Below are 23,572 nucleotides of genomic sequence, written 5' to 3' on the forward strand. Positions count from 1 at the left end.
TCGTACTTTCTTAAAGTAGAACTACACAAAGGCAAGCACGTACCCTGCGCCCGTGCGCATAAGACGCTGTTTGTATGCGAGGTTAGGAGACCACATGACTTTGAACTATGTTGCAGCTGAAGACCCAGAAGTAGCGGCTGCACTAAAGGCAGAACTTAATCGTCAGCGCGGAACAATCGAGCTGATTGCTTCTGAAAACATTGTTTCACCAGCTGTAATGCAAGCAATGGGCTCAGTGTTAACCAATAAGTATGCAGAGGGGTATCCTGGCAAGCGCTATTATGGCGGATGTGAAAAAGTAGACATCGTTGAAACGCTCGCAATTGAACGCGCTTGTCAACTATTTGGTTGCAAGTTTGCAAACGTGCAACCTCACTCGGGTGCGCAGGCTAATTATGCAGCGTATATGGCGGTTGTAAAGCCGGGCGATACCGTTTTGGGTATGAGTCTTGATAACGGTGGTCATCTCACACACGGATCAAAAGCTAATTTCTCAGGCAAATTATATAATGTAATTCCGTACGGCTTAAACGAAGAAGAACGTATCGACTACGATGAAATTGAGCGTTTGACCACCGAGCACAATCCTAAACTTATCGTGGCAGGCGCGTCGGCATATCCGCGTATTATCGATTTTGAACGTCTTGGCGAAATTGCGCATGCTCATGGTGCGTATTTGATGGTAGATATGGCTCATATTGCTGGTCTTGTGGCAGTTGGTTTGCATCCAAGCCCTGTTCCTTATGCCGATATTGTTACTACGACAACGCATAAAACGCTGCGTGGGCCTCGTGGCGGCATGATTCTCACAAACAGCGAAGAACTGGCGAAAAAGATTAACTCAGCAGTGTTCCCCGGAACGCAAGGCGGCCCTTTGATGCACGTCATTGCAGCAAAAGCCGTTGCGCTGGGCGAATGCTTGCAACCCAGCTTCAAAGAGTACGGCCAGCGTATTATCGCGAACTGCGCTGCTATGGGTCGTGCTATGAGCGAGGGCGGCTTGCGCTTAGTAACAGGTGGTACCGACAACCATTTGTGTCTTGTTGACGTTACACCTGCTCATGTAACTGGTAAAGATGCTGAAAAGCTGCTTGAGTCGGTTGGCTTAACCGTCAACAAGAACACAATTCCTCACGAACAGCTGTCTCCCTTTGTGACCAGCGGTATTCGTGTTGGAACGGCAGCTGGCACCACGCGCGGCTTTAACGAGGATGAGTTCTACACCATCGGTTCGTGCATCGCAAAAACCTTATTTGCTGCCAATGATCAGGCAGAACTCGATCGCGTTCGCCAGCAAACGCAGGCTCTTATTCAAGCTCATCCGCTGTATCCCGAGTTTGATTATTAAGCGTTTCGGTGCGTATGTGCGCGATGAAATGCGCTTAAATACGCTATACTACATATGGCCATATACGGTCGGCATCATACGTGATGCTGGCCGTTGTTATGTAGAAGCAGAAAACCAAAGACAAACTGGTAAAACGATTGCAAATGTGCGTACAATAATGCATACATGCACACAGCTTTCACCCCTTTTAGGCTTGTGCAGTGCGTATGGTACCCATCGTGCTTATCACTCAGTACAACATCGGTGGTTTACTCTATAAGCTGGTAATATAAGCTTACATGCAAATGAGAAAGGATTGCTATGACACAGAAGCACACGTTTGGAGAGCGAGTAGTAGTTGTTGAGCATCCTATGGTGCAACATAAATTATCGCTGCTGCGTGATAAAACAACACCCTCGAAGCAATTTCGCGAATTAGTTCGTGAGCTTGCACTCTTTGAAGGGTATGAAGCAACGCGCGATCTGCCGCTTACTGATTGCAAGGTTGAAACACCGCTTTGCACCGCGCATTGTAAAACACTACAAGGTAAAAAGCTTGCTATTGTGCCTATTTTGCGTGCCGGGCTTGGTATGGTTGAGGGTATGCTTGAGCTTATGCCTGCTGCTAAAGTAGGACATTTGGGAATGTATCGCGACGAAACAACACACGAACCACACGAGTATTATGCAAAAATGCCTGAAGATATTGCATCGCGTGATGTGTTGGTGGTTGATCCTATGCTTGCAACGGGCGGATCTGCTACGGCAGCGCTTAGCTATCTGCGCAAACAGGGAGTAAAAAACATCAAGCTGGCTGTTATTGTGGCAGCACCTGAAGGCATTCAAGCAGTTCTTGAACACGACCCCGCGGTTACTATTTTTACCTGTGCTATTGACGATGGCATGAACAGTGATTGTTACATTATGCCTGGTCTTGGTGATGCTGGTGACAGAATTTTTGGTACGAAATAAGCCTGTCAGCACATTGTGCAGCACATTGTATAGAACGTTGTGTAGCAGCTCTTTATAAACCGTGTTATCCGTTTGCTGTCCTCGATAATTGCTTTTAAATTGTCGATGCAAATGTGGGTTGATACAGGTATAATAAGCGCTGTGTGTGAAATGTTGTGAGTGTTTTACGGAGGGGTGCATGATACTTGCTTTATGCGCTGGGTTCCTATCAGGCGTGTTAGGATTTGTCCCCCTGTATGGTGCCAACGAATATGCACGTCGTTCCTCGATAACGAATTCAAGCACGTATTTAGCGTTGTTTTTCGCTGCTTTTGTATTGTCATTTGCAATTTTAGCTGGCAGTGCTTCGTTGTGCTTGATCTTCGCGCGGCGCAGCGTTGTACTACCATTTGTACTTGCAGAATTTTTCGCACTTGTTGTTATTGCGATACTTTATAGTGTACGTAAGCTTTTAAGGCGCTAGCTTTACACAGGTAGTGTAAAGCCATACAGAAAGGAATGTTGTGAACCCTCTCGACATCGTTAAAGGTTACGTTCCCGAGTTGAAAGAATCATTTGATTCAGCGTTCGTGGCATCATTTGGTTCTGCGGGAATTACACAATACATTTTTTGGATGTTCATTACGTTTGCGCTTACGCTGATTGTTGTGTTGGTTGTTGGTCGCAAATTGCAGATGGTTCCTCATAACAAGTTCATCAATATGGTTGAATACGGCTACCAATTCATTCGCCGTGATGTTAGTGAAGAAACTATCGGGCATGGTTATAAGCGTCATGTTCCTTTCCTTGCAACACTCTTTTTCTTCATTCTTATTTCTAACGTTGTTGGTCTTATTCCTGGTTGCAAAACGCCTACGGGTTCTATTAGTGTCACGTGGGCACTTGGTATTATTTCGTTTATCTATTTCAACTACTGGGGTATTAAAGCTCACGGTGGCTGGGGTTATATTAAATCAATTGCTCCCAGCGGACTTCCTATTTTTATGGTACCTATCATTTGGTTTTTCGAATTCGTGTCGATGGTTTTGCGTGCATTAACGCTTTCTGTTCGACTGTACGGTAATATGTTTGCTGGTCACATGGCACTTGGCATGTTTTCAGTATTTATTTTCTCATTCATTCAATCAGTTATTGAAGGTGCATTTCCCGCAGTAGGCGGCATTTCTATTGTTTGGATGTTGTTCCTTATTGCTCTGTATGCACTTGAAACACTGGTTGCATTTTTGCAAGCTTATGTGTTTACGATTTTGTCAGCTGTGTATATTCAGTTGGCGGTTTCTGAGCACTAGGCACACCGAGCATTCGTGCTCACACGTCGATTGGCGGCACGATACGCCGCTTGCAATATTGCAGCATTGTAGTATTGCAGTGTTTTGATCGGTATCATCGGCACTATTCCACAGCCGTTGACGATAAAGTAAACGCGGTGTCTTTGAGGAACTCAAAGACGGCAAAAGGAGGACATTGTGGAAACTATCTTTGTCATGAGCGCTTTGAAGCTTGTCGGTTACGGCTTGTCTGTTATCGGCCCTGGAATTGGTATTGGCATTGCCTGCTATGGTATGTGCGTTGGTACAGCTCGTCAGCCTGAAATGGCAGGACGTCTGTTTACCGCCTTCATCCTGGGAGCTGCTTTGGTAGAAGCACTGGCACTTCTTGGTTTCGTTCTTGCATTCATTTTGTAATCGACTTTTGACAGCTATCAAAAGCAAAAGGAGGTTACTCAGTGAAGAAAGCATATAAAAGAGCATGGTTGCCCTTAGCTACGTGCGCTCTTGCAGGTAGTGCGCTCTTTGCTTCTCCTACGCTTGCCTATGCCGAATCGAAACAGGGAATAGCGGTTATTCTTCCCGATATGGTTGAATTTATCCCGATGGCAGTTGCTTTTATTATTCTGCTTATCATTTTAGGTAAATTTGGATGGCCGCTGTTTGAAGAGATGCTTACCAAGCGTGAGCAGTCTATTCGTGACGCGCTTGAGCAATCAGAAAACGCGCGCATGGATTCTGAACGCCTGCTTGAAGAGTACAAAAAAGAACTCGACGAAGCAAAACAAACTGCTGCAAAAATTGTAGCTGATGCAAAGCAAACGGGAGAAGCTACGAAAGCTGCACTTACTGAACAGGCGCAACGCGAAGCGGAAGCTCTTATCGAAAAAGCACGCAGCGCTATTGAAACCGAAAAGAAAGCTGCTATTACGCAGTTGCAAGCTTCGGTTGTCGATTTGTCGCTCTCGGTGTCATCACGTTTAATTGAGCATGATTTGTCCGATGAGGAGCATCGCGCTCTCATTGAACGTTATGTACGTGAGGCGGGTAGCTTCAATGACAAATAATCGACTTGTTCAAAAAAAGCAAATTGCTGTTTATGCACGTACTCTTTTCGATGCAGCGTATGCTGAGCAAAAGCTTGAAAGCGTGCTGAATGTGCGCGTTCGTTTGCAGGAACTGTGCCGTGCATTGCGCTCCGATTCTCAAATTGCACAAACGATACAAGATTCTGCGCTAAGCGACGCACAAAAAATGCAGCTTGTGGCATCTATTTTCGATTCCACACCTGCCGATACGCTTCTTAAAGATGTGTTGGGTGTTATGGCGCAGCGCGGCGAACTTGCGCTGTGTCCTGCGGTACAGCAAGCTTTCGAACAGCTTATTGTTTCAGAGTTGAAGCTTTGTGTTGTGTCCGTTACCAGTGCAGTAGCGCTTGACGATCACCTGCGCGAGCTTATTACGAACAAAGTCGAAGCCGATCTTTGCATGCGTGTTGTGTTAGACGAGCGAGTCGATCGCTCACTTCTTGGTGGAATTATTTTAAGTGCTCAAGGTAAATGTATTGATGCGAGTGTGAAATCGCGTCTTGAAATTTATCGTGACCAGCTTAAACGAGCATAAGGTGGAGGTGAATGCTAGTGACTGAAATTACCGCAAGTTCAATCGATCAGGCCTTACGCAAGCAGCTTGAAAACTTAGAAGTAGGCGTTGATTCGCGCGAAGTTGGTACTGTTATTCAAGTTGGCGACGGTATTGCGCGTGTTGATGGCTTAAAAGGCGCTATGGCAGGCGAGCTGTTGGAATTTGTTGGATCGAATGGCAAAAAAGTGTACGGTCTTGCTCAAAATCTTGAGGAAGATGAAGTTGGCGCTGTTTTGCTGGGAGATGTCACCGCAATCAAAGAAAACGACGAGGTTCATACGACGGGCAAAATCATGGAAGTTCCTTCGGGAAAAGGCATGCTTGGCCGCGTTGTGAATCCGCTTGGTATGCCTATCGATGGCAAAGGTGCCATCGAAGCTGAAGGCTATCGTCCGGTTGAATTCAAAGCTCCAGGCGTAATTAGCCGTAAGCCTGTTCACGAGCCAATGCAAACAGGTATCTTGCCGATTGACGCGATGGTGCCTATTGGACGTGGTCAGCGCGAGCTTATTATTGGCGACCGTCAAACAGGTAAAACCGCTATTGCCATTGACGCCATCATCAACCAAAAAGGCCAGAACATGATCTGCATTTATGTTGCAGTTGGTCAAAAGGCATCAACGGTTGCGGGCGTCGCAGAAACGCTTGATCGTTTTGGCGCTATGGATTACACCATTATCGTGTCAGCAACCGCAGCCGATTCTGCACCGTTGCAGTATATCGCTCCTATGGCTGGCGCTGCTATTGGTGAATACTTTGTGTATAACGGTGAAGATGGCAAACCTGCAGGTCCTAAAAATCCTGGTCGTCACGTTCTTATTATCTACGATGATCTGTCGAAGCAAGCTGTTGCGTATCGTCAAATGTCGCTTACACTGCGCCGTCCACCTGGACGCGAAGCGTATCCTGGCGATATTTTCTACCTGCATTCACGCTTGCTCGAGCGCGCTGTTAAGATGTCAGAAGAATACGGTCTTGGTTCAATGACAGCTTTGCCGATTATCGAAACGCAAGCTGGTGACGTATCAGCCTATATTCCTACGAACGTCATTTCAATTACCGACGGGCAAATCTATCTGTCAACTGACCAATTTTTCCAAGGTCAGCGCCCTGCTGTAAACGTAGGTTTGTCGGTATCGCGCGTTGGTGGTTCTGCTCAAACAAAGGCAATGAAGTCGGTAGCTGGTACGTTGCGCCTCGACTTAGCAGCGTATCGTGAACTGCAAGCGTTTACGCAATTTGGTAGCGACCTCGATAAAGCAACGCAAGATCAGTTGAATCGTGGTGCACACATGACCGAGCTCTTGAAGCAAGGTCGCTATGTGCCGCTGTCATTCATGGATCAAAGTATTGCTATTTATGCTGGTGCGCAAGGCTATCTTGACGATATTCCTGTGTCAGATACGGTTCGTTTCCGTACTGAACTGCTGGAGTATTTGCATGCGAATGCTCAAAACTTGATTGATACCGTGCAGCAGGAAAAGAAATTTAGCGATGAAACAAAAACGGCACTTGACGCGGCAATTGGGAGCTTTAAAACCCAGTTCGCGCCCAGTGAGTAAGGCGGCGCGCGTATGCCTAATCTTCACGACATAGAACGACGCATTGGTTCCGTTACGTCAACCAAGCAAATTACGCGTACCATGGAAATGGTAGCAGCTGCAAAGATCAGGCGCGCTACGTCACGTATGGAGCAGTCAATTCCTTGGGCAAGCGCTTTGAGTGAGGCACTTCAACGTACTGCTCAAAGTGCACCCGAGGCACTTGAAGCCTTAAGCTCGCGTCATGATGAAGTTAAACGCGTTGCGTTGGTTATTATGACGTCTGACAGAGGCTTAGCAGGTGGCTTTAACAGCACCATTTTGCGCTATGCAGAAGGTATTATTCGCGACAATAAACGCAACGGTATTGAAACCGATGTCATTTCGTGTGGCAAAAAAGGGCATGGTTACTTGCAGTATCGTGGTATTGAAACCGTGCTTGCGTTTCAGAATTTATCGGCCGATCCAACTTTTGATGAGGCTTGTGAAATTGCACATTATGTGTACGACGCGTATATGAACGGTTCTATCGATAAAGCACTGTTGCTGTTTAACCACGCGAAAAATAGCGCCGAGCAACGTTTAGTGAAAGAAACCTTGCTGCCTATTCCCGAGGAGCGTTTATCGGTTTTGCTGGGGCTTAATCATCACGGCTCACACGATAGTGTTCCCGATGAATTCGCAGATAAGCATCATGTTGATGTTGAGTTTGAGCCCGATGCAGAAACTACGATGCGCTATTTGTTGCGTGAATTTTTAAGCACGGAAGTGTATTTTGCGCTGGTCGACTCGGCTGCTGCCGAGCAAGGCGCGCGTCGTAGCGCTATGAAATCAGCTACCGATAATGCAAATGACATGGTTGAAACGCTTACGCGCTTATTCAATCGTGAACGTCAAGGTGCTATTACTACTGAAATTAATGAAATTGTTGGCGGCGCCGCAGCTTTGGAGGATTAAATGAGTCAAAATCTATTTACACGAGAGGAGCTAAAGGCAACCCTGGGTGCAAAGGGACGTATTGTGCGTATTGTTGGTCCTGTTGTTGACGTTGAGTTTCCACCTGAGCAAATTCCTGCAATTTATAATGCTCTTACTGTGGATGCAGAGACGCAAGCAGGCAGCTTGCACGTTGTGCTTGAAGTAGAAACACACCTTCCAGGTAACCTTGTTCGCTCTGTAGCCATGTCATCAACTGATGGCTTGGTACGCGGTCTTGAAGTTCAAGACACAGGTCATCCGATTATGATGCCTGTTGGCCCTCAAACTTTGGGGCGCATTTGGAATGTAATGGGTGAGCCTGTTGATGAAAAGCCTGTTCCTGATGACATTGAGGGTTACATGCCTATTCATCGTAGCGCTCCTTCATACGAGGAACTTTCTACGACAACTGAAATTTTTGAAACAGGTATTAAGGCCATCGACCTTATTGAGCCGTTTGTACGCGGCGGTAAAACCGGTTTGTTTGGTGGCGCTGGCGTTGGAAAAACCGTTATCATTCAGGAACTTATTAACAACCTGGCGCAAGAGCACGGCGGCACCTCGGTATTTACGGGTGTAGGCGAGCGTACGCGTGAAGGTACCGACCTGTTCCTTGAGATGAGCGAATCAGGTGTTGTGAATAAAACATGTCTGGTATATGGCCAGATGAATGAGCCTCCTGGAGCACGTTTACGCGTTGGCTTGGCAGGTCTTACCGAAGCTGAGTACTTCCGCGATCAGGGCCAAGATGTGTTGTTGTTCATCGACAACATCTTCCGTTTCACGCAAGCTGGTTCAGAAGTGTCAGCCCTGTTAGGACGTATGCCATCTGCTGTAGGTTATCAGCCTACGCTTGCTACCGAAATGGGCGACTTGCAAGAGCGCATTACGTCAACGAAAACGGGTTCTATTACTTCAGTACAGGCTGTTTACGTGCCTGCTGACGACTTAACCGACCCTGCGCCTGCAACGACGTTTACGCACCTTGATGCGCGTACTGTTTTGTCGCGTTCTATTGCTGAACTGGGAATTTATCCTGCTGTTGACCCGCTGGAGTCGTCTTCGCGCGCTCTTGACCCACAAATTGTTGGTGCTGAGCACTATCGTGTTGCGGTTGGCATCCAAGAGTTGCTGCAAAACTACAAAGACTTGCAAGACATCATTGCCATTCTTGGTATGGACGAGCTTTCTGAAGAGCAGAAACTTACCGTTAACCGTGCGCGTAAAGCGCAGCAATTCTTTGGTCAGTGCTTCCATGTTGCCGAGCAGTTCACAGGATTACCTGGTCAGTATGTTAAGCTGGAAGATACGGTACGTTCTTTTGCCGCTATTCTCGATGGTAAATGCGACGACATCCCCGAGCAATGCTTCCGTATGAAAGGCTCAATTGAGGATGTTTATGCAGCTCACGAGAAGATGAAAAAGGAAGAAGCTCATGACTAAGTTCCATTGCGTGATTGCTACTCCTACAGAACAGCTTTACGCAGGTGACGTAAGTTATGTTGGCGTGCCTGGTGCTGATGGAGATTTTGGCGTTATGGCAGGTCATGCTGGTTCTGTTTCTTTGCTTGGAGCTGGTGCGCTTACCATTCGCACTGACGATGGCGCTGCGAATGAGATGCACTATATCGTCTCGGGCGGCATTGCGGAAGTTATTGGAACAACATTGCGTGTTTTGCCGCGTTATGCTGTGTTACGCGAGAAGGTTGATAAGGCCGATGCTGCGCAGCAACTTGAGCAATTGCGTGGTCAGTTTCAGGAAATGACCAGCGAATATCGCACGAACAACCCCATTCAAGTGCGCGCACTTGAGGAGAAAATTGCGTGGTTTGAGAAGCAAAGCGCATAGGTGCGCTGGGCTGCAGCGTTTGTTGCTGTACCGCGCTGGGCTGCAGCGTTTGCCCTTGCAACGTTGAGCTGGGGCGTGCAGTTGCGGCGCTTGGTGTTGCGGCGCGCAGCTTCGATATACCAGATGTATCACGTGAAAGGCTTTGGCTCCACGCCAAAGCCTTTTTCTGTTGGGTGTAGTTTCTTATGTGGTTGGGACGCAGCACTACTAATTTCAACATGTTTGGTTTGCTGATATGTCAAAAGTACCTGCTAACAGGCCTAATACCTGCGCCCATCACTAAGCGTGCACCTTGAAGCCACGTACCGTGACCTTATCGTTTTTGCGTGCTGCCACTAACACGCTTGCCTACTTGTTGTAGCTACCGCGCATGCGTTTCACGCATCCACGCTTTATGCTTCTTTAACGATAACGTACATCCCTTCGTATAAGGATGCTACATACCCTCAATGAACAGGCTTTTCTTCATAATTGGGCGGTTAAAGCTAAGAATGGGGTTTCCAGCAATGGCGTTGCGCGCTAAGGTCATGCAGTCCGAGAAGTCAAGCGCGCTGGAGGCAAACAAGCGTATGGCATACTCTACAATTTTGGGTTCACTGATGTTGATCTCGCTTAATACCGAAAGCAGCACAGTTCCAATCATCGAGCGCGGCACGCGGTACACATCGCGCAAGGTAATCGCGCAGCGTGCAAGGTATTCGGGATACGTTCTTGCATTTCCCGAGGCAATAATTGAGCGCGCTTTGCGCGAGTTCACTTTGTCGTCGTTTAACAGATAACGCAACAATACTGATTCATCAATAATCGTATGCATTATTTCTCCTTGTTAAAATGATAATTTTCACTAAGCAATGGTTTTTTAAGCACATGTGATGAGCTTGTTGTGTGTCCAGCATCATGGGATGTAGCAGCTGGTTTACGTTGACGAGCTGGCAGAGGACTCGTATTTTGTTTAGCTTGCGTGCCTGACAAGTTTTCTTTCTTTGAATTGCTTATAGTACCTGCATTCATGCTCGCATTGTTTTGTTTCGATGGGTTATGTTCGTTTCTATAGAGAGGCTCATCGTTGACAAGCCCTGCAAATAGCTCGTTGTCAAAGGGAAGTGCTCTGGTAGTATCATCGGATCCTTGAAATTCTTCACATTCATCATCGGAAAGATTGTACGTTCTATCACCCTCAATATTCGTATCGCCAATAAGCCCCTCACCAATCATCAGTTCAGGAGCAGAAACAAGTGCGCTAATCCATGCATCACGCTCTTTTGCACGCTTCATGGGTGAGGCATACGGACTTAAGATGCCAAAATCCTTTCCACTGCCCGTTTTAGTTGATGGCGTAATTTCAAAAGGGAAGCATTGTTTTGAGACGCATTCAGTAATGAAAATACGAATAGCATCAGAAGTTGTTAGCCCCATTGAACAAAACAATTCATCTGCCGCTTGTTTTAGTTCGCTTCTTACGCGTGTTTGTAATAAGGAATCCTTATGCATGAACAGCCTTTTCTATATGTTTTGTGCTACACTTTTTAAGTTCGATTTTTCTACGTATAGTTATCGCTCTCATAACATGAACGTTATGAGACTGAAAACTGTAATTCCATTGTATTACATTTCGTTTTGTCATGCTCTAAATATAAAGAAATTATGAAGAAAATTTCATGAATAAAAATTTGTTACTTTTTTTCATTGATAACCAAAAAATAAAACTTGATAAGGGATTATGTAATTATGAATACCTTGTAGTGAATAAAAATATTTCGACTTATTAACAATTTAGGCGTACAATAAGAGCCATCCTGAATATATAGAAATCGTGAATAAATTCGGGAGTGTCATATTGGAGGGGCTTGATATTAAACGAGCTTTATATGTTTAGCGAGTAGAGGAGGGATAAAATGGAGAGACATATGACAGTCTGCCCGTATTGCGGTGCAGGTTGTAAATTCGACCTCGTTGTTGACGACGCTGGCAAAGTTGTTGCAGCTGAGGGGCTTGATGGTATTACCAATCAAGGCGAATTGTGTCTGAAGGGGCTTCACGGCTTCGATTTTATCAATGACACCAAAATTCTTACTCCACGCATCTATCATCCTATGATTCGCCGCACCAAAGACTCTGATTTGGAGCGCGTAACCTGGGATGAAGCACTTGACTTTACAGCCAAAAAGCTTTTGGCCATTAAAGAAAAGTACGGTCCAGATGCAATTATGTTAACAGGATCGTCACGTGGTCCTGGTAACGAAGCTAACTATGTTATGCAGAAATTCACACGTGCATGCATAGGTACGAACAACATCGATAACTGCGCACGAACTTGACACGGACCTACGGTCATCGGTCTGATGGACACAGTAGGTTCTGGATGCATGAGTGTAAACATTCCTGGTATGGAAGATTCAGAATGCATCATGTTATTTGGGTATAACCCCAGCGCATCACACCCTATCGTTTCTCGTCGTGTTGTAAAGGCGAAAGAAAAGGGTGCAAAGATTATCGTATGCGACCCTCGTATTATTGAAACTGCTCGTATTGCAGATATGCATCTGCGTATCAAAAACGGCTGCAACGTGGCGTTTTTGAATGCATTTGCTAACTCAATTGTGTCACATGGTTTGCACGATAAAGCCTTTATTGATGCTCATACGAACGGCTTTGATGAGTGGTGGGAGACTATCAAGAAGTATACTCCCGAGTCAGTCGAGCACATTACCGGTGTTCCAGCTGCTGAAATTCATAAAGCTGCAGAAATTTATGCCACTGCTAAATCAGCTGTTCTTGGCTGGGGCATGGGCGTTGCACAACAAAAGCAAAATGTACAAACCGTTCATACACTTGCTGCGATTGCATGTATCGCGCATCAAATTGGTAAACCAAATTCTGGTCTTGCTCCTGTTCGTGGTCAGAACAACGTACAGGGCTCATGCGATATGGGTATGTTGCCAAACCTGTATCCTGGCTATCAAAATGTTACCAATCCTGCGATGCGTAAAAAGTTCTCGAAAGCATGGGGTGTTCCTGAGGAAAAACTTTCCGATCACGACGGATACAAGCTTACCGATGTGGGACATCTTGCTGAAGAGGGCAAAGTGCATGCGTTCTACAACTTTGGTGAAGATCCTCTCCAAACAGAACCCGATTCTATCGAGCTTGAAGAGCAACTTCGCAAACTCGATTTATTCATTTGCCAAGATATCTTTATGACGCAAACAACGCTCATTGCCGATGTTATCTTCCCTGGCACTTCATGGGGCGAGCACGATGGCGTATTCTCTGCGTCCGACCGTACGTTCCAGCGCTTTATGGCTGCTGTTCCGCCTAAGGGCGAATGCTGGCACGACTGGCAAGTATTTGCTGAGCTGTCAACACGTATGGGTTACCCGATGCACTATAACGACACGCGCGAAATTTGGAACGAAATTCGCGAAACGTGCCCCGATTTCTATGGTGCTACCTACGATAAAATGGCTGGCGTTGGTCATGCTCAATGGCCTATTAGAACAATTAACCATCCGGGCACGCCTGTTTTGTTCTTAGGCGGTCAGTTTAACCAGCCCGATGGCCGCGCTAAATTGATGGCGCACGATTGGGAGCATCCTACCGAGCTTCCTGACGAGGAATATCCTCTCATCTTATGTACTGTTCGCGAAGTTGGTCACTATTCCTGCCGTTCAATGACAGGTAACTGCCGCGCGTTGTCACTGCTTGCTGAAGAGCCAGGTGAAATTCATATGCATCCTGATGATGCTAAAGCACGCGGTATTGGTGATGGTGAATTAGTTTGGGCGCATTCACGTCGTGGTCGTTCGATGACACGTGCGGTTCACGATGAGCGTATCAACAAGGGTACGGTTTACATGACCTACCAGTGGTGGATTGGTAAGTGCAATAATCTTACTATTCACGCTGTTGATGAGCGTTCGCATACACCTGAAGATAAGTTTAGTGCCTGCCAGGTTGATGCTATTGAAGATCAAGTATGGGCTGAACAGAAGCTTGAAGAGATGTATGACGATTTGAAGAAGCGCTTGGCTGATGCAACAGCAGCTCAGGATATTGATCCTGCTGCTGAACCAGAGCCGGAGTTCCAATCGAAGGTTTGGGAGAAAGACCCAGAACCAAGCTATACAAACGCTTAGCGAACGTGCGCCGCTTACCAGCGCACATATAAGACGAGTGCTAGCTGTTGTTGAATTTGACTTTGCTTGCTGGTAGACAGAGGCCAGCAAGCAAAGTTGCAGGGGTGCAAAAGGTTCAACAAGTGTGCTAGCTGAGGGGAAAGTGAGATTGCTATGGACGCACAAGGTGTTGGTGCTCGGTGTGTTATGGCAGACCCAACCGCCTGTATTGGTTGCAAAACCTGCATGGCGGCATGTTTGGCTAAACATGATGTTACGGGCGATGTTGCACAAGCTCGCCTGAATGTTATTTCAACTGCGGTTGTCTCAGCTCCTGTTGCATGTAGACATTGTACGGGTGCGCCGTGCGCATCGGTTTGCCCTACTCATGCGCTCTACAAAGATGGCGACAGGGTTGCTGTTGAAACAAGTCGTTGTATTGGTTGTCGAGGATGTGTTATGGCGTGTCCCTTTGGGGCCGTCGACGTGGTTATGCAAACAACCACCGAAACTTTGGGGAATTTAGTACTTCGTTCAGTGCAGCGTCCTATTGTTGTGAAGTGCGATTTATGCGCCGATCGACCAGGCGGTCCTGCATGTGTTGAAGCGTGTCCTACCAAGGGTTTGTTCGTGGTTGACCAGCAGAAACTCGCCGATAAAGTGAGGGAAAAGCGCCGCGAAGCTGCCAGTACGTCTACGTTGGGAGTATGCGCAAGTGTCGAGTGTGTATCGGCATAGGGGTGTGCATAAGAAGGCGCGCGTGGCCACATGCAGCGCGCTTTCGCTTCTTTCATGTGGCAGCTTAATAGGTTAGGAGTGGGTGTGAATCGATTTATTGCCGTTGACCCCGACAAGTGCATTGGATGTGGTACTTGTCGCGCGGCTTGTAGTGAGGGTCACCTTGAATATGGCTTGCAAGGAGAACCGAGATTATCTGTTATCCAAACATCAGATATCTCAGCTGCTCTTGCATGTCATCATTGCGAAGGTGCTCCTTGTCTGCAAGTATGCCCGGTGAATGCCATCGATCATGATAATGGTTCAATCCATATCAATGAGCAAACATGCATTGGCTGCAAATTGTGCGGCATTGCATGTCCTTTCGGTTGTATTCATCCTTCGGGTACATCTATTGCCGGTGTAGCAGGTATTATGATGGCTACGCCTACATATTCTAAGTCGCTTGAACCACTGCTCCGCTGGGAAGTTGGAGTAGTAACCTGCGCTGTGAAGTGCGATTTGTGCTCGTATGATCCCGTAGGAGGCCCTCGTTGCGTTGGCGCTTGTCCTACGAATGCACTTACGTACGTAAATGGCGAGCTTATGCAGGAAACTGTTAAAGAGCGTCGCCTTGAAACAGCTTCTGAGCATGAGGTTCTTGTTGACGACCTCCACGCATATCGAGGGGAGGAATAAGAGTGTTAGCAACTAATCTATTCTTATTCTCCATCCTCCTGTCGTGTGTCGGAGCGATAATATCGCTCTTTTTTTTGAAAAAGCCCAATACTTCTAAAATTATTGGCTGCGTATTTGGAGCTTTTTCTGCGCTTGCAGGATGTGGCTCGGGTTTAGTGGCTATGATTTGCCCGTCCGAGTATGTGCGTGTACCAACACCGTTTTCATTTGCTGACTTCAGTTTGTTGCTTAATCCGCTTGCGGGCTTGCTCATGTTAGTTATTTCGCTGCTTGCGCTTGCAGCATGGATTTACGGTGTTAATTATTTTGACGAATACAAGAAAAACGGACTTGGTACTGTTGGTTTTTTTATGAACCTCTTTATTGCGTCTATGGGCTTTGTTATTTGCTCCGACAACGCATTTTGGTTTCTCGTATTCTTCGAATTGATGTCATTGACATCATACTTCTTGGTTGTTATCGAACAAAACGCTAACTCTATTAAAGGTGGCTTTTTGTATTTGATAATGGCTCATGTTGGTTTTTTCACCATCATGATTTCATTCTTTGTGATGTCGGGTATTACCGGCTCTTTCGAATTCCAATCGTTTAGAGAATACGGTTTCGATCCTATTATTGCATCGCTCGTATTCGTACTGTGCTTTATCGGCTTTGGTTGTAAAGCGGGTATGATTCCATTTCACTCATGGTTGCCGCAAGCTCACCCTGCTGCACCTTCCAATGTATCAGCACTCATGTCTGGCGGCATGATTAAAATTGGTGTATTTGGAATGGTAAAAGTTGGGCTTGATATTTTGCAGTCTTCGCAGTGTGAATTATGGTGGGGCATTTTAGTTTTGCTGTTTGGTGCTGTCTCTTCGGTTCTCGGCGTTGTGTACGCTCTAAACGAGCACGACATCAAAAAACTGTTAGCGTATCACTCAGTAGAAAACATCGGCATTATCTTACTGGGAGTGGGAACTGGCTTTATGGGTCTTGCCCTTAACAACAACGTTGTTGCAGTTCTCGGATTTATGGCAGGCTTTTATCACCTGCTTAATCATGCTATGTTTAAAGGCTTGCTGTTCTTGGGTGCAGGTTCTGTTTTGTATGCAACCGGTACGCGTAACATGGAAGTTATGGGTGGTCTTGGACGCGTTATGCCTGTTACCGCCATGTGCTTCCTTATCGGTTCGCTTGCAATTTCGGCAATCCCGCCTTTGAATGGTTTTGTGTCTGAGTGGTTTACGTACCAATCGATGATCACCATTGCCATGCAAAGTGATGGCGTCATCAAAGCGTTTGCAGCTTTTGGTGCTGTGTCGCTTGCTATTACTGGTGCGCTTGCTGTTACGTGTTTTGTAAAAGCGTATGGCGTTACGTTCCTATCGAAAGCACGTTCAGAAGTTTCTGCTAATGCGCGTGAAGTACCTGTTCCAATGCGTATAGGCATGATTATCATTGCTGCGATTTGTATCTTCTTAGGTCTTGGCGCAACCTTCGTTTCGCCAATCATGAATCATGCAGCAGAAGTAATGGTACAACGTGCGGGTTCTTCGCCTGCGTTTAATGTGTTGCTGGTTAACGACTCAACACTTGGATTGATGTCTACTATAGTGATGGCAATCCTGTTGGTTGTGTTTATTGGCTTAGGCATTTTCCTGCGTTCGCAAATGAGCAAAGCCAGCGTAACAGTTCGTCAAGATCCTTGGTGCTGCGGTTACTTGCCCGATGCGCATATGCCTGTCATTGCAACGAGCTTCGCAGCTCAAGTAGGTGAAATTCTTAAGCCTCTCTACAAAGTGAGAACGTTCTTCGCATCGTTTGCTCCCAGTTTTGTGCGTGCTTTTGACAAAACAGTTGATGGATGTAAAGTTGCTGAGCAACTGGGCGACAAATACATCGTTGATGCAGGTGCAAACTTAGTTGTGTGGCTTAGTAATAAAGTGAAAGCAATTGAAGGCGGCGACTTCCGTATTTATATCTTGTACGTGTTAGTTGCGCTTATCTTGCTGCTTGCTTTATCGGTTCTTATTTAGAAGGAGGTGCGAGATGTTTAACTTTGGTATTTTAGTACTAGTAGGTGTTGTCCAAGTTGTTGGACTGGTGCTCCTCGCACCGCTTTTTACGGGAACTTCTCGTTGGTTGCGCGCTAAGTTGCACACGAGAAAAGGTCCGTCTGTTTGGCAAGATTATTACGATATTTTCAAGCTTATGAATCGTCAAGATATCCATACCGCTGATTCAAGCTTTGTATCGCGCCTTATGCCTCCCTTATTTATGGGTAGTTGTTTAGTGGTTGCATTTGGCATGCCGATGATTTCCCGCATGAGCCCTGTTCCAGTGCTAGCTGACATCATAACGATTATCTATCTGATGGCACTTCCGCGCTTCTTTTTCGCGCTTGCAGCTGTTGATAGTTCGTCGGCATACAGTGGCATTGGTGGTATCCGCGAGCTTATCATTGGTGTTCTTGTTGAACCGTCGATGATGTTTGCGCTGTTTGTAGCTGCACTTGCAACGGGCACTACCAACGTTGGTGTTATGGGAACGGTTGTTGGTGCAGGTATGGCACAAACGCCTGTTGCTCTTATTGTTGCTGGTATTGCTTTTGCAGTTGCTTGCTATTTCGAGCTCGGTAAGCTTCCTTATGATGCTGCTGAAGCTGAGCAGGAAATTCAGGAAGGTCCTTTGCAAGAATATTCAGGCGCTTCACTTGCCATGATTAAAGTAGGCATGGGCATCAAGCAAATCGTTGTTATTTCTTGGTTTGTAGCAATCTTCCTTCCTTTTGGATCTGCTGCTGACACATCGTTGGTAAGCCTTGCTATTGGTGTAGTGGTGTTTATAGCAAAAGTTGCCGTTATTGGCTTTGTGGCATCAGTGATTGAAAACATTGTTGCACGTGTTCGTTGGATTTATATTAGTCGACAAACATGGGTTGTGGTTGGCATTGCGCTTATCGCAGTCGTGTTTAGTATTCTGGGATTATAGGGAGGAGTTACTATGTTAGACGTTATTCTTCCCGCGCTCGCTGCAGCATCGGTGTTGGTGCCATTTGTCATGGCGCTGCTGCTGACCATGATTCCACAAAAATGTGCGAAGTGGATGTGCATTACTGCTGCATCAATTTCCACAGCCTTTACCTTAGCTATCTGGATTATTTTAGCGATTAGTGGTCAGGATAGTATTTCTGTTCCGTTTGTTGCCTTTGGCGACACCACAGTTCTTGGATTTGTTTTCGACAAAGTAAGTGTTATGTTTGCACCGTGCTTTGTTGGTATTGGTTTGCTTATTTCAATTTATTCAGTTGGATACTTGAATTCAGGAAACCGCGAACACCCCGATGCGCCACGCCGTCGCTTCTATGCATTCTTCACGGTATTTATTGGTGCTATGGCCGGTTTGGTGTATTCGTCAACCGTGCTCAGCCAGTTGCTGTTCTTCGAAGTAACCGGTGGTTGTTCTTGGGCTTTGATTGGCTACTACGACACGAAAACTGCTCGTAAGTCGGCTATGAAAGCTCTTATCCTTACGCATATTGCGTCATTGGGCTTGTACTTTGCGGCCGCTATTATGTTCCTTAACGTTGGAACGTTTGAAACAGCTGCTATTTCACTGCTTGATGACAACACGAAAATTGCCGTGTTGCTGCTGATCCTTATGGCAGCATGGGGCAAATCGGCGCAGCTGCCATTTTATATGTGGCTGCCATCCGCTATGGAGGCGCCAACTCCTGTTTCTGCATACTTGCACGGCGCATCAATGGTTAAAGTTGGTGTAGCAGTGTTCGCACGTGCTCTTATTGGAGCAGGTCAAGTTCCAGAAGTTGTGGGTTGGGTTGTAGTCATTGGCGGTATCGCTACCTGCTTGTTTGCGTTTATGATGTACTTACCACAAAAAGACATGAAGCGCTTGTTAGCGTTCTCAACGATTTCGCAGTTAGCGTACATCTTCCTTGGATTTGGTTTTTGCATTTTCGGAAGTCAGCTTGCCTTTAATGGTTCAGTAACTCACGTGTTTAACCACGCATTTACCAAAACGCTCTTCTTCCTTATTGCTGGTGCGTGCTCCTATACTATGGGAACGCGTATGCTGCCTCGTTTGAAGGGCTTGCTGAAAAAACGCCCCTTACTGGGTATTGGCTTTGGCATGGCCGCGCTTGCTATTGCAGGTGCGCCCCCGATGAACCTGTTCTTCTCGAAGTACATTATCTTCTGCGGAGGTATTCAAGCTGCTGAAGGTAATCCGGTACTGATGTTTATTGTTGTTGTTGCATTGATTGAGACAGTTGCTTGCTTTGCATGGTTCCTTAAATGGACAGGCTTCGTGTTGTTCGGTGAACCATCCGAGACGGTTGCTGCAGCTGCGCCTATTCCAAAACCGATGGTTGGCGTGTTCTGCGTGCTTATTGTTATGGCGCTGTCCTCAAGCTTTATTGCAGCCGCTTGGATAGGGTAGGGGTTCATTATGTCAGGATATACTCTCGTTAATATTTTGGGAGGACTGCTCATTGTAACCTCAATGGTTGTTCTCATGGTTAAAGGAGCAAAACCTGCCGCTATCTGCTACGGTCTTCAGTCGTGCGTTTTGGTTGGCATCTTTCTTGCTCTTGCTGCCGTTACCGACTCAGAAGAGCTGCTTAAGTGGGCTGGATCTGCATTTGTAACGAAAGCACTTATTGTTCCCGGCATTATCATCTTTTTGTCGTACAAAATTAAAGATGCAGGATCGACACTTGCTCCGCGCGTTTCGGGTCCATTCTTGTTCGTTATTGCTGCTATTGAAGTGGGTGTTTGCTTGGCTGTTGTGCAGGCATTCGATGTGCCTACCGCCCAGGAAGTGAAACCAGCACTTGCTATTTCACTTGCACACTTCCTTATTGGTATGACGTGCATTGTTTCTCAACGCAATATTGTTAAACAAATTTTCGGTTACTGCCTTATGGAAAACGGATCGCATCTTACGCTGGCTTTGCTGGCACCTAATGCGCCCGAGCTGGTTGAAATTGGTATTTCAACCGACGCATTTATCGCCGTTATCATCATGGCAGTTGCGTGCTACCGCGTGTACAAAGTAGCACATACGCTCAATGCCGAAGACTTAATGGAACTGAAAGGTTAGGAGGATGAATATGGATTACTCGTCGCTTCTAGTCTTACTGTTAGCATTTCCTTGTTTGGCTGGTATTTTGATGGGCATTTTGCCTTCAAAGCATCTGCCTATGCCAGTGTTTGAAGTGCTGCATGTGATTTCAATTACTGTTGTTCTGGTGGTTTCGCTTATTGAAGTGTTTGCTGTTGTATTCGGTGGACAAACGGAAATAACTGCCCTAGGACTGTGGTTCAGACTCGATTCGCTGGGTGCTATTTTTGTCACACTTATTGGTGTTATCGGATTTTTAACAGGTGTGTATGCACTTTCTTACATCCGTCACGATGCAGAAATTGGCCATATGCCACCTGCGCGCGTGAAACAGTTTTATCTGTTCTTCAGCTTCTTCTTGTTTACGATGCTGATTGTGGCATGTTCGAACAACATCATTTTGATGTGGGTAGGTATTGAGGCAACTACCTTATCGACCGTATTTTTGGTTGGCGCTTACGATGCGAAGTTATGCCTCGAAGCTGCATGGAAATACGTTATCGTATGTACTGCAGGTGTGGCTTTTGGTATGTACGGCACCTTGCTTATTTATGCAAATGCCTCTCAGGTTCTTACCGATCCTCATCAGGCAGTGTTGTGGACCTCAGCCCTTTCAGCTGCTGATCAGTTGAACGCTGGTATTGTGGAAGTTGCATTTGTGTTTGCCGTTATTGGTTTTGGTGCAAAAGCAGGTTTGTTCCCGATGCATACCTGGCTGCCTGACGCTCACTCAGAAGCTCCGTCTCCTGTTTCAGGTTTGCTGTCAGGCGTTTTATTGAAATGCGCTATTTTGGTTATCATTCGTTTCTACATTATTGCTGTAAAAGCAGTAGGCGAAACGTTCCCACACACGGTACTTATTACCATCGGTATTGTGTCGGTTGTTATGGCTGCGTTTGCGGTTCTTGCCCAAGACGACATTAAGCGTAAGCTGGCGTATTCATCGTGCGAAAACATTGGTCTTATTGCACTGTTCTTAGGATTTGGTGGTCCGCTGGGTATTGCAGCTGCACTTTTGCACTGCTTAACACACGGTATTACCAAGGCGCTCGTGTTCTGCATTTCAGGTAACATTCTTATGCGTTACGGAACACGTGACCTGCGCAAGATTAGTGGTATGATGAAGATAATGCCGGCCAGTGCCATCATTATGGCAATGGGTTTGTTCTGCTTGTCAGGATTCCCACCCTTTGCTTTGTTTGTGTCGGAAATTTCGGGTATTACCGCAGGTGTACTGAAAGGCCATTGGGTAATCTTGGTGGTGCTCGTACTGGCTCTTACGGTGGTTGTTGCTGCCTTTGCCCAGGTAGTAACGCGCGCAGGGTTTGGTAAAGTGCCAGAGACGATGGAAAAACGAGACGTGCCACCCCTTGCGCTTGCACCTGAGATTGTTTTGGTAGCTCTTGCCTTATGGTTCGGTGTTGCCATGCCTGCGCCCATTATGCATAGCGTCGATAAAGCAACGGCAATTGTATTGCAGCAAGATGGGCCGGTATTACAAAATGCTCCCGTATTCAAAGGCGTCTACGCACTCTTCGAAGGTCAGCCCTCAGAGCTTGCGTCTTCGAATAAGAGTGGACAGTAGAGGAGGGGATTATGAATAACGAAGCTACTATTGCTGAACGTCGTGGTGCAAGCCATATTGAAGCGTTGAAAGAGCGCCTTCCTGGCGTTGTCCGTAACGTTGAATGGCAAGATCACGACCAGCTTACCGTTACTGTTGATACCAACTCACTGCCCGACGTAGTAGAGTTTCTCTATTTCGGACGCGGTGGTTGGATGCCTATGATGGTAGGTAACGATGAGCGTTCTATTATTGGTTCGTATGCCTTGTATTATGTATTGTCAATGGAAGAGATGGATCCGTGTTATCTGACAGTTCGCTGTGAAGTGCCTGAGGATACCTGTGAATTCCCATCGGTAACACCGCGTGTTCCAGCTGCAGTTTGGTCGGAGCGCGAAGTGCGCGACATGTTCGGCTTAAAGCCGGTTGGGTTGCCTGACCAACGCCGTTTGGTGCTTCCTGACGACTGGCCTGATGAGTTGTATCCTTTGCGTAAAGACAGCATGGATTATCGTCATCGTCCTATGATTGCGCGCGAAGCAGAAAACTATGAGTTCTTGGCTGATACGCAAGGCAAAGAAACAACCATTATGCCCATGGGTCCTTTGCACGTTACTTCCGACGAGCCTGGCCACTTCCGCTTGTTTGTTGAAGGCGAACACATTGTTGACGCTGACTACCGCTTGTTTTACGTTCACCGCGGAATGGAAAAAGTTGCAGAATCACGCATGAACTACGATGCTGTTACCTTCCTTGCCGACCGTGTGTGCGGAATTTGTGGTAACGCTCACTCTGTTGCGTATGCTGAAGCAGTAGAACATGCTCAGGGCATTGAAGTGCCTCTGCGTGCGCAGTACATTCGTGCGATCACGCTTGAAGTTGAGCGCATGCACTCGCACCTGTTAAACCTTGGTTTGGTATGTCACTATTGCGGTTTTGATACCGGATTCATGCACTTCTTCCGCGTTCGTGAAGATTCGATGCGCTTAGCTGAGCTGCTTACTGGTCACCGTAAAACATACGGTGTAAACCTGATTGGTGGTGTACGTCGTGACGTGTTAAGCGAGCAGCGTACTGAAACGCTTTCAGCACTTGCTAAGTTGCGCAAAGACGTAGAAATTCTTGTTGACGAGCTTATGAGCACGCCGAACTTCATAGATCGTACGAAAGGCGTTGGCATTCTTGATCCAAAGATTGCGCGTGCGTTTAGCCCGGTTGGACCTTGCATGCGTGGTTCAGGATTCCCGCGTGACGTGCGTTTTGACCATCCGTTTGACGGTTATAAGTACATTCAGGATGATTTCCATGTACGCTCGCACAACGGTTGCGATGTTATGAGCCGTACGCTGGTTCGTATTGAAGAGTTCCTTGATGCAATTGGCATGATTGAGCTGTGGTTAAACACTATGCCAACAGGTCCTATCTTGAATCAAGACTGGAAATACACGCCGCATAAGTTCGGTTTGGGCTTTACGGAGGCTCCGCGTGGCGAAGATACGCACTGGGCAATGGTAGGAGATAACCAAAAATGCTATCGTTGGCGTGCAAAGGCTGCTACGTATAGTAACTGGCCAATTTTGCGCTATATGTTTAGAGGAAATACCGTTTCTGACGCAGCGCTTATCGTGGGTAGTATGGACCCATGCTATTCCTGTACCGACCGTGTGACCTTTGTTGATGTTAAGAAAGGCACCGAGAAAACTATCAGCAAAACGGAACTGGAATCGTATTGCTTGCGCCGTACGTATTCTCCGCTGAGAGATTAGGTGATGTG

Annotated in this window: 21 protein-coding genes; 19 read left to right on the top strand and 2 right to left on the bottom strand. The window is 46.5% G+C overall.

Going from position 1 to position 23,572, the window contains the following annotated elements; all coding sequences use genetic code 11:
* The first annotated feature begins 94 nt into the window (after window positions 1–94).
* From glyA to atpC, 10 genes are all read left to right on the top strand, one after another.
* A complete protein-coding gene (gene glyA / locus HMPREF3190_RS04250) occupies window positions 95–1,348 on the top strand; it encodes a serine hydroxymethyltransferase (RefSeq protein ID WP_066780705.1) in 1,254 nt (417 codons plus the stop codon).
* Between the two features lie 300 nt (window positions 1,349–1,648).
* Window positions 1,649–2,299 (top strand): uracil phosphoribosyltransferase, encoded by a 651-nt coding sequence (gene upp / locus HMPREF3190_RS04255; RefSeq protein ID WP_066780707.1) that lies wholly within the window; start codon window positions 1,649–1,651, stop codon window positions 2,297–2,299.
* 503 nt (window positions 2,300–2,802) lie between these two features.
* Entirely contained in the window at window positions 2,803–3,588 is a 786-nt protein-coding gene (atpB, locus tag HMPREF3190_RS04265; protein WP_066780711.1) for a F0F1 ATP synthase subunit A, read from the top strand.
* Between the two features lie 195 nt (window positions 3,589–3,783).
* Entirely contained in the window at window positions 3,784–3,984 is a 201-nt protein-coding gene (gene atpE / locus HMPREF3190_RS04270) for an ATP synthase F0 subunit C (RefSeq protein WP_066780778.1), read from the top strand.
* Window positions 3,985–4,025: 41 nt separating this feature from the next.
* On the top strand, window positions 4,026–4,634 hold the full coding sequence (gene atpF, locus HMPREF3190_RS04275; protein WP_066780712.1) for a F0F1 ATP synthase subunit B: 609 nt from the start codon (window positions 4,026–4,028) through the stop codon (window positions 4,632–4,634).
* Entirely contained in the window at window positions 4,624–5,190 is a 567-nt protein-coding gene (gene atpH, locus HMPREF3190_RS04280; protein ID WP_066780713.1) for an ATP synthase F1 subunit delta, read from the top strand. The genes atpF and atpH overlap by 11 nt, the downstream gene beginning before the upstream one ends.
* Before the next feature lie 11 nt (window positions 5,191–5,201).
* Complete coding sequence (gene atpA / locus HMPREF3190_RS04285) at window positions 5,202–6,773, top strand: F0F1 ATP synthase subunit alpha (RefSeq protein WP_449675093.1); 1,572 nt, start codon at window positions 5,202–5,204, stop codon at window positions 6,771–6,773.
* A 12-nt stretch (window positions 6,774–6,785) separates the two neighbouring features.
* Entirely contained in the window at window positions 6,786–7,709 is a 924-nt protein-coding gene (gene atpG / locus HMPREF3190_RS04290) for an ATP synthase F1 subunit gamma (protein WP_066780714.1), read from the top strand.
* Complete coding sequence (gene atpD / locus HMPREF3190_RS04295; RefSeq protein WP_066780715.1) at window positions 7,710–9,173, top strand: F0F1 ATP synthase subunit beta; 1,464 nt, start codon at window positions 7,710–7,712, stop codon at window positions 9,171–9,173.
* On the top strand, window positions 9,166–9,579 hold the full coding sequence (gene atpC, locus HMPREF3190_RS04300; RefSeq protein ID WP_066780716.1) for an ATP synthase F1 subunit epsilon: 414 nt from the start codon (window positions 9,166–9,168) through the stop codon (window positions 9,577–9,579). Before atpD ends, atpC begins: the two co-directional genes overlap by 8 nt.
* A gap of 436 nt (window positions 9,580–10,015) precedes the next feature.
* Here the strand turns inward: atpC and HMPREF3190_RS04310 are convergent, their stop codons facing one another.
* Both HMPREF3190_RS04310 and HMPREF3190_RS04315 read right to left on the bottom strand, forming a co-directional pair.
* Window positions 10,016–10,393 carry a PIN domain-containing protein gene (locus HMPREF3190_RS04310; protein ID WP_066780719.1) on the bottom strand — a complete coding sequence of 126 codons (378 nt, stop codon included), beginning with the start codon at window positions 10,391–10,393 and terminating at the stop codon, window positions 10,016–10,018.
* Window positions 10,393–11,070, bottom strand: a complete 678-nt coding sequence (locus tag HMPREF3190_RS04315) for a type II toxin-antitoxin system RelB/DinJ family antitoxin (RefSeq protein WP_066780721.1) — start codon at window positions 11,068–11,070, stop codon at window positions 10,393–10,395. The genes HMPREF3190_RS04310 and HMPREF3190_RS04315 overlap by 1 nt, the downstream gene beginning before the upstream one ends.
* Window positions 11,071–11,474: 404 nt before the next feature.
* Between HMPREF3190_RS04315 and fdhF the strand changes: the two genes are divergently transcribed.
* From fdhF to HMPREF3190_RS04365, 9 genes are all read left to right on the top strand, one after another.
* Window positions 11,475–13,715: a formate dehydrogenase subunit alpha gene (gene fdhF, locus HMPREF3190_RS04325; RefSeq protein ID WP_082715159.1), complete on the top strand. Its 2,241-nt coding sequence runs from the start codon at window positions 11,475–11,477 to the stop codon at window positions 13,713–13,715.
* Between the two features lie 153 nt (window positions 13,716–13,868).
* Entirely contained in the window at window positions 13,869–14,432 is a 564-nt protein-coding gene (locus tag HMPREF3190_RS04330; protein WP_066780727.1) for a 4Fe-4S dicluster domain-containing protein, read from the top strand.
* Between the two features lie 84 nt (window positions 14,433–14,516).
* Window positions 14,517–15,110 (top strand): 4Fe-4S dicluster domain-containing protein, encoded by a 594-nt coding sequence (locus HMPREF3190_RS04335; protein ID WP_066780780.1) that lies wholly within the window; start codon window positions 14,517–14,519, stop codon window positions 15,108–15,110.
* 2 nt (window positions 15,111–15,112) lie between these two features.
* Window positions 15,113–17,128 carry a hydrogenase 4 subunit B gene (gene hyfB, locus HMPREF3190_RS04340; protein ID WP_066780730.1) on the top strand — a complete coding sequence of 672 codons (2,016 nt, stop codon included), beginning with the start codon at window positions 15,113–15,115 and terminating at the stop codon, window positions 17,126–17,128.
* 13 nt (window positions 17,129–17,141) lie between these two features.
* Window positions 17,142–18,083 carry a respiratory chain complex I subunit 1 family protein gene (locus tag HMPREF3190_RS04345; protein WP_449675107.1) on the top strand — a complete coding sequence of 314 codons (942 nt, stop codon included), beginning with the start codon at window positions 17,142–17,144 and terminating at the stop codon, window positions 18,081–18,083.
* 12 nt (window positions 18,084–18,095) lie between these two features.
* Window positions 18,096–19,550 carry a hydrogenase 4 subunit D gene (locus HMPREF3190_RS04350; protein ID WP_066780731.1) on the top strand — a complete coding sequence of 485 codons (1,455 nt, stop codon included), beginning with the start codon at window positions 18,096–18,098 and terminating at the stop codon, window positions 19,548–19,550.
* 9 nt (window positions 19,551–19,559) lie between these two features.
* Window positions 19,560–20,213 carry a hydrogenase 4 membrane subunit gene (gene hyfE / locus HMPREF3190_RS04355; RefSeq protein WP_066780734.1) on the top strand — a complete coding sequence of 218 codons (654 nt, stop codon included), beginning with the start codon at window positions 19,560–19,562 and terminating at the stop codon, window positions 20,211–20,213.
* Window positions 20,214–20,217: 4 nt separating this feature from the next.
* A complete protein-coding gene (locus HMPREF3190_RS04360; RefSeq protein ID WP_449675111.1) occupies window positions 20,218–21,819 on the top strand; it encodes a hydrogenase 4 subunit F in 1,602 nt (533 codons plus the stop codon).
* A gap of 11 nt (window positions 21,820–21,830) precedes the next feature.
* On the top strand, window positions 21,831–23,564 hold the full coding sequence (locus HMPREF3190_RS04365) for a hydrogenase large subunit (RefSeq protein WP_066780738.1): 1,734 nt from the start codon (window positions 21,831–21,833) through the stop codon (window positions 23,562–23,564).
* The last annotated feature ends 8 nt before the right edge of the window (window positions 23,565–23,572 follow it).

Source organism: Umbribacter vaginalis, from assembly GCA_001552935.1.
Taxonomy (GTDB): domain Bacteria; phylum Actinomycetota; class Coriobacteriia; order Coriobacteriales; family Eggerthellaceae; genus Berryella; species Berryella vaginalis.